Consider the following 15,408-nt stretch of genomic DNA (forward strand, 5'->3'; position numbering starts at 1 on the left):
GACAGAGTCTTTCACCGTTTCCGCGAAGCGGTGAAAGACCCTAGCCGCGTCCGCTTCTTATGGCGCGTAAGCGCTGCGGGCAACACTTTTGAGATGGGAAATTTCGGCGAGCGAAGAATTTTATGCTGTCTACATCAATTGTAAGAACAACATCCGGCATAGGTGGCTTATCGTCACGTCGTGTGGCCACCCTGATATCTAACGCGTTCCCTCAGAGCGGAAGATGGCGATCGAAATCGTCTTGCCCCGTGAGAAATTGAAACCGTCGATGCGCGTTGCAACATTATAGCGCAAGCCGATCGCCTCGGCGCGCTGCGCGAAGGCTCTTTCGGAACGGGATTCGACAAGCGCGAACCGGCAGCTTCCATAGCTGAGAAAATCGGCGGCCCCGGAGCCGTCGGTCAGCAGCGTCGACGTCCCCGTCATGAACACCAGACTTGGCTCATGGTAGCCAGCCGCCGCCGCTTTCGGTCCAACACATTCGACATTTCGCAGCGCGCGCGCGACTTCGGGACTCGGGAATAATGGTGTCAGCGCAGCGACTATGATTCCGTAGACGGAAGCGCTCAGGAACAGCGCCGCCAAAATCGCATTCAGCAGGGAGCGTTCCGCGTTATAGTCATCGTAGAGCCACCAGGCGAACAGCCCGGAAATCAAAGCCGCCGCGGCGAACGGCCACGCCAGGAAGACCGGCTGACGCGTTAAGGTAATGGTTGCGACGATTGCGAGCACGAGGGTCATCGCAGGGATGGCAAACCACCACGCCGTGCCCTTCGTCAGCCATGATCGGGACAGGACGTGGCGCTCCAGTGCCCAAACCGACAGGATCGCGACCGCGGGATACAGCGGCAGCACATAGTGCGGCAGCTTCGTCAAAACGAGTTCAAACACGATCCATGACGGAACCAGCCACGCAAGCAGAAACCGTACCTCCGGCTCTCGCCGCGTGCGCCAGACCGCGGGCGCCGCCAGCCCTGCGAGCGGTGCGCCGGGCCAGAAGGTAATCCAGAACAGCAGGAAGTATATGCCTGGCGGTGCGCCATGTGATTCTTGAGCCGCGAATTTGCTCAGCATGTCGCCGCCGATCGACTGCGTAAAAAACGTGTCGCCTGCGCGAAGAAAAATCGCAACAAACCACGGCATGACGAGGACAAGCATCCACATCAGCCCCCAGACTGACCGTAGCCGCCAAAGCCATGACGCAGAGCGATCGAGTATAGCGAGGGTCCCGATCGTCAATCCCACGAACATCAGGATCAACGGACCTTTGAGCAGGATTCCCCCGGCGAGCGCGGTCCAGAAGATCGCCGGATGTATCCAGGACGGATGCTCGGGGTTCTCGCGCCGCTGAGATGACAGATAGATTCGCGCAAGCGCACCCATCGCTGCAACGATTGTCAGCAACAGCATGGCATCAGTCTTAGCGAGCCGCGCTTCCACTCCGAGCAGGACCGAACTGCACATGATCAGTCCAGCCAAAACAGCGCCCCGTCGCGTTATGAAAGCGAGCGCTGCCCAATAGGTCAGAAGCACCGCGCCAATCGCGCCGATCAGGGAGGGCACTCGATAGAGCCAGATGCGGATCTGCGCGCGCGGCAGGCCGAGAGATGACGCCGTCTCGACGGCTGCTGCCTGCAGCCAGTAAATGCCGACCGGCTTCTTGTAACGCACCTCGTCCTGAAAGCGGATGTCGACGAAATCGCCGGTCTCCACCATCTGTTTGGTCGCTTGGGCGAAACGGGCCTCGTCGCGATCGATTGGTGGGATGTTGAAGAAACCAGGCAGAAAGAACAGCAGGCCAACAATCGCCAGAAATAATACCGATCTGCCCTGACTGGCGGCGACAGAGTCGAGCACGTTCGCCAGACCCCGTCCCCTACCCACCGGGTTCTTCGGCTCGCGCGGTTGTCCAAATTGGGGATGGGGAAGGGTCTTGGCCATGGGATTTCCGCATACGCTGAACCCGAGGCAGGGACAACCGCTGAGCCGGCTGCTACTGAATTCTGACCGTAACTGTGTCCGCGGTGCCAGCCGCGTCCATCACGGTCAGCCGGACGAAGCCCGGCCCAGGAGGGTCGATCATCCGCTGGCGACGGCCGTCGATCGCTCCGACCGCTTTCCCGTTGACCAGCATGGTCATCGGCAGGCTGCCGCCGGTCACTTTCACCGGCAGCGGAGACAGCGTTCCCTGCCCTGCCCCGGCATCGATCCGCGAGCCATTCAACGGAAACTGGATATGGAGCCGGCGCTCATTGTTGTCCGTCCGGATGAGTTCATCAGCAGAACGAAACCGGCGCAATGGAAGTGGAAGCTTTGCATTATTGGCGATGGTCAGAGTTCCGTGCGGAGCCTTGGGGAGCGGGGCAAGCAAGCTGCCGGTGCGAGCGAATGCATCGAACAGAATGGGCGCGGCCGCGACACGTCCGATAAGACCGGGAACCGGGGCGCCGTCAGGGCGTCCGACCCAAACGCCGATCGTCATGCGGCCGTCGAAGCCGACGGACCAAGCATCGCGATAGCCGTAACTCGTGCCGGTCTTGAAAGCGATCCGGTTCCGAACCGCGTTTTCCGGTGGGGGTGTTCCCAGCAGGACATTGCCCACCTGCCAGGCAGCAACGGGATCCAGCAGTCGCAAAGGCTCGCGGACACCAGAGTCGCGGCGCTCGAACTCGCGCAAAGGCATTACATTACCCAGCCGGGGAATGCCGGAATAGACTTGCACCAAGTCATGGAGCGTGACGCCGACGCCGCCCAGTCCCATCGCCAGACCCGGAGCTTCGTCCTTGGGAAGCACCAGACTGGCGCCCGCCTGTTTTAGTCGCGACGACAGGCGGCTGGCGCCGACACGATCGAGCAGCTCGATTGCCGGAACGTTGAGCGATAATTGCAGAGCCCGGCGCACCGGAACGGTGCCCTGAAACGTCATATCGAAGTTTTCCGGCGCGTAGCTGCCAAATCGGACCGGATGATCGTCGATCAGGCTATCCGGATGAACAACCCCGTCTTCGAACGCTAGTCCATAGATAAATGGCTTCAGGGTCGATCCCGGCGAGCGCACCGCCCGTGTCATGTCCACCTGCCCGGCAAGCCGCTCGTCGAAATAGTCCGCAGAGCCGACATGGGCCATCACATCGCCGGTGGCGTTGTCCACTGCGACGATGCCGACCGAAATTTCCGGCCCGAGTGCAGCCGCGCGGTCGTGCGCCAGTGCTTCGAGCTGCCGCTGTAATCCGGACTCTAGCGTCAGCCTGATGAGGTTCGAATTCTTGTTCGTGGCCATCGCCTGATCCGCCGAATGCGGCGCCAGCATTGGAAACGGCTGGCGCATCCGCATGACAGGCACCGCCATCGCCCGCTTGGCATCGTCCGCATCGATGCGGGCATCCTCAACCATACGCACGAGCACGCGGTCGCGGGCCGCACGCGCTGCGGCAGGATGTCTGTCGAGGCGTCGCCGTTCCGGCGATTGGGGCAAGGCCACCAGCAGAGCCGACTCCGCCAGCGACAGCCGCTTCGGCTCCTTGCCGAAATAAGCAAGGGATGCCGCGCGAATACCTTCGAGATTGCCTCCGAACGGCGCGAGCGTCAGATACAGGTCGAGTATTTGGCTTTTGGGGAGTTCGTACTCGAGTTGGAACGCACGGACCATCTGATGCAGCTTGGCGTATATCGAGCGCCGCTGGCGAGGCTCGATCAGCCTGGCAAGCTGCATGGTGATGGTCGACCCGCCCGAAACGATGTGGCCACGGGTCAAGAGTTGCAGCGCCGCGCGGCCAAGCGCGAGCGGGTCGACGCCAATGTGCGAATAGAACCGCTGATCTTCATAACCTAGCAGTAGGTTGAGATATCCGGGATCAACATCGGTGCTGGCATCGACCGGCAATCGCCACCGGCCGTCGGCCATTGCGAACGCGCGCAGCAATTTGCCGTTGCGGTCGAGCACCGTCGTCGAAACCTCGCGCGCGTTCGCCAGCGGCAGAGGTCCCAACGAGATGATCCAGCTCGCGACAGCGCCGGTGGTTACCATAGCGACGATGGCGAGGGCTGACGCCGCCAGCTTCACCCGCCGCCAGCGACGCGACTGTACCGCCGTTGCAGGGGTGTCGGGCGCGGTCATTTCGCGGAACGTACCTCCACACGGCTAGTGCCGGTGCGGCCGTAGCGCGATGGATTGTACATGTCTTCCACGTACGCTTGCGGCAGAACGTATTTGCCCGGTGATACAGCGCGCACGACATAGGCCACGGTGAACACCGCCTTGTCATTAGCAGCGCGATCGACGGCTGCGGTGAACCGATCGTCGCGGAATTCAGTGCTGACCGGTTCCTTGCCGTCCTCGATCCAGTCGAGCGTACCGGTGTCGCCGGACGAAACCAGATGAGGATTGTCGATTTCGAATCCTGCCGGAAGATAGTCGGCCACCATGATGTGGCCGTATTCCGGCTTGGCTTCGGTGATCCTGAGAACGACGGCGAACCGTTCGTTCTGCGTGGCCTGCGCCGGATCCGCGGGCGTTCCGTCGAGATTGAAATAGTTGCGCTCAATCACGAAGCCATTCGAAGCAGCCGGTTCGGGAGTGGCGGGCGCGCCGGCCACGGAAATCACCGCCTGCACCGGCGCCTCGCCCGTGTTGGTGATCTTGATCGGCTTGTCGGCCACCTCGGCTGCCTTGTAGCTGCGATAAAGCGCGGCATTAACGGGCGCGCCACCGACATCGAGCGACATTGATTCTTTCGCAAGCGCCCGCGCTGCCAGGACCAGCCACGCGTTCTCTTGTGTTGAGGTTGAGGGCGTCAACCCCCGCGCTGCCTCCACCCGCTGCACCGCTTGCGTGACCGTGGCTCGCGGCGCATTGCCCTCACTTGCGAGCGATACCAGCGCGGCAGCATCGCGCAGCGCCGAGCCGTAGTCCGGCCGGCCGAATTCGATAGCCGGTCTGGGCGCCAGACTTTGTATCGCTGCGGCATAAACGCGTTCCGCCCGCGCCCGGTCACCGACCAGCGCAAGCGCCGCGGCGAGTTGCGCCTTGGCGATGGGTGTCGCCAGATTGGTCAATTTGGTATCGGCGAGATAACGCAAATCCCCGATCGGGGCAGCACCGTTTCTGGCAAGAACGTAAAGTCCGTAAGCCAGGTCGCGACCGCCATCCTTCTCCGGCTCGGCTGCATTCACAACCGAGTTGCGGATGCGGTCGAGCGCGCTTTTGAACGGGACGTCAGGGACGGAGAACCCCTTCTCCCGAGCGCGGGTCATGAAGTCCATGACGTAAGCGTCGAGCCAGGAATCCTCGCCGCCGGACGACCATAAGCCGAACGAACCATTGGAGCCTTGCCGGGCCAGCAGGCGCTCGATCGAACTCTTGATGCGATCGTCGACACTGGTATCCATCGCGAGGTGTGCGTTGGCGGCGAGATCGTTGACATAGAGCAGCGGCATCGCCCGGCTTGCGATCTGCTCGGAGCAGCCGAAGGGATAGCGATCGAGCGCCTTCAGGACACTCGCCGCATCCAGCGCCGACGACAGCCCGACGGACACCGATACTCCTCCCGTCCCCGCCACGAGGTCGGAGAACATGTCCGAAGTCAGCGTCAGGCTCTCGCCTTTTGCCAGCGTTCGGACAGAGCGGCGCGCCAGGATCTGGGTCGCCGGCTTGACCTCGAGATCATAGTGCCGCGCGACCGTCAGGCCGTTCGGCCCCTTGATATCGATGTCGAATTGGGCAGCGCCGGAAGAGCCGCCGGCACCAAGCGTCAGCGCCATCGATCTGCGCTGCTTGGCCGCGAGCTTGATCGTGGTCTTGGCGTTGCCCGCCATCTTCACGGGCCCCGAGGTCTTGACGTTGATAACGTAGTCGCCGGGCGGACCTTCGACATTGTCGAGGTCGAAAGTCAGGGTGCCCTGATCGCCGGTCAGCAGAAAGCGCGGCAGCGTCGCCGTCAACACCACCGGATCACGCACCGTGACATCGACCGTCGCACGGCCGAGTTTGGTTGCACTCCAGGCGACCGCCATCACTCGCGCAGTGCCGGCGAATTCCGGAATGTCAAAGCTGACCTCAGCCGTGCCGTCTGCTGCTACCGTGACGATGCCGGAATAGAGCGCGAGCGGCTTCTGCGTCGGCGGGCTGCCCTGCAACTCCGCTCCGGCCGAATCGCCGCCGGTCCTGAGTTGGCCGCGTGTCCCCTGCATGCCGTCGATCAGTTGTCCGTAAAGGTCTCGGATTTCAGACGTCATACGACGCTGACCGAGATAGTAGTCGTCGGGCGCGGGAGGCTTGTAGTTAGTGAGATTGAGGATACCGACGTCAACCGCAGCAACGACGATCTTGGCGTCTTCGCCGGGAATTAGGCCACCGATCTTCACAGGCAGCCTTAGCGTCGTCGACGGCCGCGCCAATGTCGGCGGCGAGAGATTGACCGAAAGGGTGCGCGGGGTCCTGTCGATGCCGAACCATTTGATGCCGATCGCTCGTCCGGGCATCCGCTGTGCGGCGACGTCGAGTGGCCGCCGAAGCGTTGCCACCACATAGGCCCCGGTGCCCCAGTCCTTGCCGATCGGAATTTTGACCTGCGACGTACCTTCCTTGACGTCGGCGATTTGGGTGGTCAACAGCCGGTCGCCGAGAACATTGATCGTCAGTTTGCCGGCGGTCCGGGCATTGACCGAAACGACCATGGTGTCGCCGGACTGGTGATCTGGCTTGTCGATCGAGGTTTCCAGTAGGTCAGGCGTGTCGGCGCTGCCGTCGGAATACCAGCCGACGTCAAATTGAATGGATGTCAGCGGACCATCGGGATCGGACGATTTAACGTCGAGCCGGTAGCGTCCCGACTGTGGAGAGAGTTCGATCCGCGCAGGCTTGTCGGCGGCAATCGTCAGATCTCCGTCGGCCACCCGTCTGGTCGACTTCACCGGCTCGTATTCCCAATACGAATTCTGACGATACCACTGATAGCGACTCTCCAGCTTGAGCAATTCGTAGCGGAGACCCTTGCGGGCAAGCGATGTTCCGTCTGGTGCGACAAAGACGACATCGAAGCTGGCCTTGTCTCCCTCTGCGACGTTCTTGTCGGCAAACAACGGTTTGACGCCGATCATGGCGCTGGACGGTTTCACCGGAAGCACGATTTTCCGCTCGACCGCGCGTCCGCCGGCCTCCGCCATGCGAACGAAAATCTGTGCTTCCTGCTGTCGACTCGACGAGGACGGCGTTGCGAGGCTGACCGGGAAGGTTGCGACGCCGTTTGCATCGGCTTCGGGCAGGTTCTCGATCGGCGTGCGCTCGTTACTGGTCGCCTCGTCGTCGCCGGGCACGCCGAATTGATATCCGGCATATCCTGGACGGCTTTCGGCAGGTACCACCAGCAAATCGCCTTCGATCTGCAAGCCGGATGCGGGAGCGCCATAGAGGAAACGGCCGTCGACCTTGAGTTCTACCGGGGTATCAGCCGCAATCTGTTTCGCCTTGGTTGTTAAGTCGAATTCAATCCGGTCTGGGACATAGTCTTCAACCATGAAGGTGGTTTCGCCGACTGACGGTCCTTTCGGGTCCGTAAATGCGCGAACCCGCCATGTCCCGGTCGGGACCGCTGAATTGAGCGGCAGGCTCACGCTTCGTCCGCCCGCGCCTTGATCGGCCAGGATGGCTCGGCGGAACTCGACGCCGTCGGGCCGTTCGACCACCAGCGTCAACGGTCCGCCGGTTACCGCGTTACCCTGCCCGTCCCGCACCAACGCCGTGAGATACACAGTCTCCCCGGAGCGATAGACGCCCCGCTCGGCATAAATGAAGGCATCGGCTCCCGATGGCACGGCGCGGCCCGAAACCCCGCGATCCGTCAAATCGAATGCATTCGACTTCAGGCTGAGGAATGCATAATCGGTCTTGTCGGTGCTGACTGTCAGCAGCGCAGGTGACTGCCCTCCTTCGCCTCGAGCCAACCCAGGCTCAAACAACGCGTGACCTGACTCATCCGTCTTGCGGGTCGCAAGGATTTCATTGTTGCGTGCGACCAGGCGGACTTCCGCTTTGTCCACAGCATCGGTTGTCGCCAGCGAATTGACGAATACGTGGATGCCGTCATTGCCTGAATAGGCGGTCAGGCCAAGGTCCGAGACGATGAACCACTGAGTCGCCAGCGAGCTGGACTCTTCGTCCTCCATTGATGACGGCCCCTTTGGCGCGGCCGTCATCACATAAACGCCGGGTTGGAGGTTTCCGAGCGCTTCATCGACTGGAAACGCGGTCGTCACATCGGCGTTCAGCGTGGAGGCCGTCGCAACCTCGCCCGACCAGACTTTGATCCCGCGTTCGTTGCCGAGATTAAACAACTGATAGCCGCTGAGCGTCTTCTGAAAATCGCTGTCGACAACGGCATTGATGAGATTGCGGTCGCCGATCCGGAACACCTTCACGGTCACGGTCTGGGTGTTGACGCTGACCAGCGGGATGCCGCGCTGGCCAACGCGCGGCAGCACGTAGGCCCGTCCTGTGAAGCGGACGAAGGGCTTACGGTCGCGCACATAGACGTTGAATTCAGCGGATTTCGGCAGACCCTCCTTCACGGTCGATGGCAGCCCGGAGCGCAGATGGATGTTGTATCGCTCACCGTGCTTGAGGCCCTCGACACAGAGCTGTCTGTCTTCCGAGGACAGCGCCGGCTGGTCGACCCCGGCCAGCGTCACGAACGGTGAAAAGTCGGTCCTCTTGGCAAGATCCTCAGAGAACTGGAAGCAGACTCGAGGCGATGCCGAGTCCGAATCCACGGTGTAATCGAGCAGCCGAAAGCCGTGGTCGTCTCGCATTTTTTCGTACTGCGCGCGAACATCGGCGACCTCGCGCAGATCAAGCGAAAGCCGCAACGTGTCGAGGGCTGGCCGCCACAGCTTTCGATCCGAAAATGCGCGTCCGAGGACCGCTAATGCATCAGCCTCGACAGCAGAATCGTTCGCTCGCTGGTAGGCGAGATAGGCGGCGGTGGATGCTCGTTCGAGCAGAAAGGTTTGTTCTTGACTTGTGGTGGGTCTGATCTGGAAGATTGTCCGTGCCAGGCGCAGCCAGTTGCCGCTGTCGGCTGGTACGACCGTTGCGATCTGGCCGAGTATCTGAAGACCGCTGCGAAAATCGGCTCGTTTGAAGGCCGCGTCGGCATCGGCGCGCAAAGTCGGGGCCGATTTGGTGATAGTGCCTGCTTCGCTCTTGATCTGAGCCTCGAGCTTGATTGCCGCGTCGGCAAGATCATCCCGCTTGAAGGCTTTATCTGCCGCCAGGGCAGCTGATCCAAGCCCGATGAGTAAGGTCGCACAGAGGGCTACGGCGCGAACCATCCTGGTCATAAAAAGCTCCTGCGCGCGTAAATGTCGCTGGGGTGGCCCCGGGTCAGAGTTCTGCGCTGTGCGGCATCGAAATCGAATTTGACACTTGCAATCCATGGGCCGCGAGTCCGAAACACGATCACGGCCAAAACTCCACTAACAGGTTATACTTGCTGTTGGTCGTTCGTTTTTAACTTCGCGACACCGGCCTGAACGGGATGCGAATGTCAGAATCAAACCGCCCGTGCCAGAAAATGCACCAAAATGTAGCAGATTCATTGCTTTATCCCGTGTCGCTACAGTATAAGTCCAGCGCAAAGGAATTCCGATTCATCGTCCTCGGACTGCCCGTACGAGGCGTCTGTACGCACTCGAGACGAACGGATCGCACGTGTTTGTCGCCCGCCCGATCGAAATGGTTCGGATCGGACTTGGCGCGAAGGCGGTTTTTTCATATTGCGGTGAGATGAAGCTTTTGGGAGATGAAGCTTTAAACGGTCCCGTAGCTCAACTGGATAGAGTAGCGGATTTCTACTCCGCGGGTTGCAGGTTCGAATCCTGCCGGGATCGCCAAAAACCGGCGCAGTAAACACCAGGTTATTTTCACTCGCTAAAACGGAATGTCGTCGTCCATGTCGCTGCGGTGGCTACCGGCGGCCGCGGCGCGGCGCGGCGCTCCGCCTGACGGACTTCCGGACCCGAAGTCGCCGCCGGAATCGTCAGATCCGAAGTTGCCGCCACCGCCGCTGTTGCGGCCATCGAGCATTGTCAGAGTCGAATTGAAATTCTGTAGCACCACTTCGGTGGAGTATTTTTCGACACCGCTTTGGTCGGTCCATTTTCGGGTCTGCAACTGACCCTCGATGTAGACCTTGGAGCCTTTCTTCAAATACTGCTCAACAACCTTGCAGAGGCCTTCGTTGAAAATCACGACGCGATGCCACTCTGTTTTTTCCTTGCGCTCGCCGCTGGTCCTGTCGCGCCAGGTTTCAGAGGTTGCAATCCGCAGATTGGCGATCGGCCGTCCGTCCTGGGTCCGCTTGATTTCCGGGTCGGCTCCGAGATTGCCAATCAGAATAACTTTGTTCACGCGACCCGCCATCGCCGTTCTCCATGTCCCCAATTCCCGATTGCTAGCTCAAAACCGGTGCTAACCCAAACGGATGTTGCCGCTTCAAAATCGAGCCGTGACTGCGTTCAAGCAGCCTACACTCCCCTCGCCGCGCCGAGAGGCTCATCGCCGGGTTATCCACGGATCGAGTATGGTATAATGTTCTTTATTTGTTCTCAAGAATAAGCCCAAAAGTCCGCGCAGACCTCTCGCCGAGATACTCCGCCCGCGGGGACAACCAATTTGACCTAGAGTGTTGCATTTGAGAGACGGCAATTTGCCGCGCCTGAGGGTATAACTGATTCACAAGTTTCGGGGTAACTAGCAGCGCTCGCGCTTTAGTTGTTGAAATTAAAGCAAAAATCCGGGGATTGAAATGAACAAGTTTCTGATTGGGGCCGTCGGTGCTCTCGCTATTGGCCTTGGTGCCGCGCCCGCCACTGCGGCCGACCTTGCCCCGCGTCCATATACGAAGGCCCCTCCGATGGTGGCCGCGATTTACGATTGGAGCGGCTTCTACATCGGCGCGAACGGTGGCTGGGGATCGAGCCGCAATTGCTGGGACTTCACGACGCCCGCAGGGGTTGTCGTGGCGCGTGAAGGTTGCCATGACGCAACCGGCGGCACGGCCGGTGGTCAGATCGGCTATCGCTGGCAGAGCAGCAATTGGGTGTTCGGGCTGGAAGCTCAGGGTAACTGGGCCGATATAAGTGGTCGCCGTGCCAGCCTCGCCTTCCCTGCCTTCACCAACGACAGCCATCTGGGTGCGTTCGGCCTGTTCACTGGCCAGGTCGGGTATGCTTGGGATGCCACGTTGCTTTACGTGAAGGGCGGCGCCGCCGTGACCTCTAACCGATACCGGAGCCTTGGCACCCTGACTGGCGTTCAGGTGACCAACAACGTCAATAATACCGACTGGGGCGCTACGGTCGGCGTCGGCCTCGAATATGGATTTGCGCCAAACTGGTCGCTCGGATTCGAGTACGATCACATCTTTATGGGTAGCAACAGATATACCTTCATCAACAATGGTGTTGCAGGGGCCGCCGGTACGCTGTTTGGAACCGACAATATCGGCCAGGACGTGGATCTCGTCACGGCGCGCATCAATTACCGCTGGGGTGGCCCAGCCATTGCACGGTACTGATCGCGTCTGATCCGACGTTCTTGGAAAACTTGAAAGGCCGGCTTTTTGCCGGCCTTTTTGTTTGAGCCACGGGTCGCAGGCAACCCCGCCAACGGGCAGCCTACTGATACGCCGTGCTGCTCCTCCCGATGAAATCGGGGATGATCGCTGACGCCCTCTGGAAATCGCCCGCTGTTCTATCTACGTTCCACAGACTGCTACAGATGGCGCCACTCCGGGGATTGCCCGGCGGGGCGCGCCCAAACGCGGTGCGGCTTCTGCATCCGGAAAAGCCTGTCATGGACGAAGTCATCAAGGCGAAGCGGCAACAATTGAGTCCCGCGAGTCGCGCCATCACGATTCGCGGCGCTCGCGAACACAACCTCAAGAATGTCGATCTGGAAATCCCACGCGACAGGCTCGTGGTGTTCACCGGCCTCTCCGGCTCTGGCAAGTCCTCGCTGGCGTTCGACACCATCTATGCCGAGGGTCAGCGCCGCTATGTCGAGTCCCTGTCGGCTTACGCGCGTCAGTTTCTGGAGATGATGCAGAAGCCCGACGTCGATCAGATCGACGGGCTGTCGCCGGCGATCTCCATCGAGCAGAAAACGACTTCGAAGAATCCACGCTCGACCGTGGGGACCGTGACTGAGATCTACGATTACATGCGGCTATTGTGGGCGCGCGTCGGCGTGCCCTATTCGCCTGCAACCGGCCTGCCGATCGAAAGCCAGACGGTGTCGCAGATGGTCGACCGGGTATTGGCGCTACCCGATGGCACGCGGCTCTATCTGCTGGCGCCGGTCGTTCGCGGCCGAAAGGGCGAGTATCGAAAAGAACTGGCAGAGTATCTCAAAAAGGGTTTTCAGCGCGTCAAGATCGACGGAGCTTTTTACGAACTTGCCGATGCTCCCACTCTGGATAAAAAGTTTCCGCACGATATCGACGTGGTAGTCGACCGCATCGTTGTAAGGCCGGACCTGGGCCAGCGGCTGGCTGAGTCATTCGAGACTGCCTTGAAGCTCGCAGAGGGGCTGGCGGTGATCGAATATGCGGACGCGCCTCCTTCACCTCTCGCCGGAGAGGGCGAAAAGAAGAAAATCGCGAAGATCCACGACAAGAGCGGTCCTGAACGCATCCTGTTCTCGGAAAAGTTCGCGTGCCCCGTGTCCGGCTTCACACTCCCTGAGATCGAGCCGCGGCTGTTCTCGTTCAATAATCCCTACGGCGCCTGCCCGAAATGCGGTGGTCTCGGTATCGAGCAGCACGTCGATGAAGATCTCGTCATCCCGAACAGGGAATTGACGCTGCGCAAAGGCGCGATCGCACCGTGGGCAAAATCGTCGTCACCATACTACTTGCAGACCCTCACCGCGCTTGGCAAATTTTACAAATTCGCTCTGGATACCAAATGGAAGGACTTGCCGAAGAAGACGCAGGCCGCGCTTTTGCATGGCTCGGGCGACAGTGAGATCAAGTTCTCCTATGAAGACGGCGTGCGCTCCTACGAAACCAGGAAGCCATTCGAAGGCATTATCCCCAACATCGATCGTCGTTATCGCGAAACCGAAAGCGAATGGGCGCGCGAGGAGCTTGGAAAATATTTCTCCGACGTGCCGTGCGATTCCTGCAAGGGCTATCGGCTCAAGCAGGAGGCACTGTGCGTCAAGATCGGGGGCAAGCACATCGGCGAGATCAGCGAACTGTCTGTTCGTCTTGCCGGCGAATGGTTCGAGACCGTTCCGACAGTGCTCTCGGTGCAGCAGAACGAAATTGCCGGCTGCATACTCAAGGAGATCCGCGAGCGACTGTCGTTTCTGCTCGACGTTGGCCTTAATTATCTTACGCTGTCACGCGCTTCCGGCACGCTGTCAGGCGGCGAGAGCCAGCGCATTCGGCTTGCTTCGCAGATCGGTTCAGGCCTGACCGGCGTACTGTATGTGCTGGACGAGCCTTCCATCGGCTTGCACCAGCGCGACAATGCCCGCCTGCTTGAAACTCTGAAGCGGCTTCGCAATCTTGGCAACACGGTGATCGTCGTAGAGCACGATGAGGATGCCATCCGCCTCGCCGACCATGTGCTCGATATCGGACCCGGCGCCGGCGTTCATGGCGGCCATATCGTCGCGCAGGGCACGCCGGCCGATATCATGCGCAACCCGAAGTCGCTGACCGGCAAGTATCTCACCGGCGAACTGGCGGTCGAGGTGCCGGATCGGCGGCCGCCCAACCATCGCCGCACCATCAAGGTGGTCAATGCGCGCGGCAACAACCTCAAGAACGTCACCGCGGAAGTTCCGCTCGGTCTGTTCACTTGCATCACGGGTGTTTCCGGTGGCGGGAAGTCGACACTGCTGATCGACACGCTTTACAAGGCGATCGCGCGGAAGCTGAACAATGCGAGCGATCCCCCCGCGCCCCACGACCGCATCGAGGGTCTGGAGCACATCGACAAGATCATCGACATCGACCAGTCGCCAATCGGGCGTACACCGCGCTCGAATCCTGCGACCTACACCGGCGCCTTTACGCCGATCCGTGAGTGGTTCGCCGGCCTGCCGGAAGCCAAGGCTCGCGGTTATGCGCCAGGCCGCTTCTCCTTCAACGTCAAAGGTGGGCGCTGCGAGGCCTGCCAGGGCGATGGAGTCATCAAGATCGAGATGCACTTCCTCCCCGATGTTTACGTCACCTGCGACACCTGCAAGGGCAAGCGCTACAATCGCGAGACGCTCGAGGTGGTATTCAAAGGCAAGTCGATTTCCGACGTGCTCGACATGACGGTCGAGGAAGCGGCCGAATTTTTCAAGGCGGTACCGCGCGTTCGCGAAACCTTCAAGACGCTGCATCGCGTCGGCCTCGACTACATTCATGTGGGGCAACAGGCCACCACGTTGTCTGGCGGCGAGGCGCAGCGCGTCAAACTCGCGAAGGAACTGTCGAAACGCGCGACCGGCCGCACACTCTACATTCTGGACGAGCCGACAACTGGTCTGCACTTCCATGACGTAAAGAAGCTTCTTGAAGTGCTGCACGAGCTGGTCGCGCAGGGCAATACAGTTGTGGTGATCGAACACAATCTTGAAGTCATCAAGACCGCGGATTGGGTGATCGACCTTGGCCCCGATGGTGGGGACGGTGGCGGTGAGATCGTTGCCTGGGGACCACCGGAAGACATTGCGAAAGCGCCGCGCAGTCATACCGGAAATTTTTTGAAGCCGGTGCTGAAGAAGGCAGGAAAGCCGAAGCGACATAACGCGAGCGAAGCGGCTGAATGACGCACGAGACGCAAACTTGTGAACGATAAATTCATCTATAAGGATTTGTTCTTATGCATATGATCTGAAACGATATTTTTCAGTCAGTTTTTGTTGTGATGGATGCCTGTTCCGGTGATGGAACATTTCCGAAAGCCCCGTTGCGGAACTCGCCACCTATCGCCACGTTTTGTTCGTGAGCGAAAGCCTAAATTCGAATCCGACATGGAGTTGTGAAGATGTTTAGTTTCAAACCAGTACTGGTGGCGGCCGTCCTGGCGGTTGCAGCACCGCTGGCCATTGCGTCGCCAAGCTATGCACAAGGATTGGGAACAAAGGCTCAAGGATTCGCCGGTGGCGGCGGACACATTGGTATGGGCGGAGGTGGCCGACACATGGGCGGTGGCGGCTGGCGTGGCGGGCATCACATGGGCATGGGTGGAGGCTGGCGCGGCGGCGGTATTGGCTGGGCCGGCCGCGGGTGGGGGGGGGGGGGGGGGGGGGGGGGTTTTTTTGGGGGGGGGGGGTTGGGGGGGGGGGGGGGGGGGGGGGGGGGGGGGGGCGGGCCAATATTTTGGTTTTAAAAAACAGAGAGGGTGGGG

The 15,408-nt window shown here is 60.4% G+C and carries 6 protein-coding genes and 1 tRNA gene; 3 read left to right on the forward strand and 4 right to left on the reverse strand.

Annotation, left to right across the window (positions count from 1 at the left end; genetic code table 11):
* Nucleotides 1–198: 198 nt before the first annotated feature.
* Genes B2M20_RS08230 through B2M20_RS08240 form a run of 3 tightly spaced genes read right to left on the reverse strand, consistent with a single transcriptional unit; the run spans nucleotide 199 to nucleotide 9,336 of the window.
* Nucleotides 199–1,941 (reverse strand): ArnT family glycosyltransferase, encoded by a 1,743-nt coding sequence (locus B2M20_RS08230; RefSeq protein WP_079446572.1) that lies wholly within the window; start codon nucleotides 1,939–1,941, stop codon nucleotides 199–201.
* 52 nt (nucleotides 1,942–1,993) lie between these two features.
* Complete coding sequence (gene pbpC / locus B2M20_RS08235; protein ID WP_079446573.1) at nucleotides 1,994–4,117, reverse strand: penicillin-binding protein 1C; 2,124 nt, start codon at nucleotides 4,115–4,117, stop codon at nucleotides 1,994–1,996.
* Complete coding sequence (locus B2M20_RS08240; RefSeq protein WP_079446574.1) at nucleotides 4,114–9,336, reverse strand: alpha-2-macroglobulin family protein; 5,223 nt, start codon at nucleotides 9,334–9,336, stop codon at nucleotides 4,114–4,116. Before B2M20_RS08240 ends, pbpC begins: the two co-directional genes overlap by 4 nt.
* Nucleotides 9,337–9,811: 475 nt before the next feature.
* Here B2M20_RS08240 and B2M20_RS08245 point away from each other — a divergent pair.
* A tRNA-Arg gene (locus tag B2M20_RS08245) sits at nucleotides 9,812–9,888 on the forward strand.
* A 37-nt stretch (nucleotides 9,889–9,925) separates the two neighbouring features.
* On the opposite strand, the gene B2M20_RS08250 is transcribed toward B2M20_RS08245, so the two are convergent.
* Nucleotides 9,926–10,417: a single-stranded DNA-binding protein gene (locus B2M20_RS08250; RefSeq protein WP_079446575.1), complete on the reverse strand. Its 492-nt coding sequence runs from the start codon at nucleotides 10,415–10,417 to the stop codon at nucleotides 9,926–9,928.
* 385 nt (nucleotides 10,418–10,802) lie between these two features.
* On the opposite strand from B2M20_RS08250, the gene B2M20_RS08255 reads away from it, so the two are divergent.
* Nucleotides 10,803–11,573 carry an outer membrane protein gene (locus tag B2M20_RS08255; RefSeq protein WP_079446576.1) on the forward strand — a complete coding sequence of 257 codons (771 nt, stop codon included), beginning with the start codon at nucleotides 10,803–10,805 and terminating at the stop codon, nucleotides 11,571–11,573.
* Nucleotides 11,574–11,851: 278 nt separating this feature from the next.
* Nucleotides 11,852–14,827 (forward strand): excinuclease ABC subunit UvrA, encoded by a 2,976-nt coding sequence (uvrA, locus tag B2M20_RS08260; protein WP_079446580.1) that lies wholly within the window; start codon nucleotides 11,852–11,854, stop codon nucleotides 14,825–14,827.
* The last annotated feature ends 581 nt before the right edge of the window (nucleotides 14,828–15,408 follow it).

The sequence above is a fragment of the Nitrobacter vulgaris genome, assembly GCF_002028545.1.
GTDB lineage: Bacteria > Pseudomonadota > Alphaproteobacteria > Rhizobiales > Xanthobacteraceae > Nitrobacter > Nitrobacter vulgaris.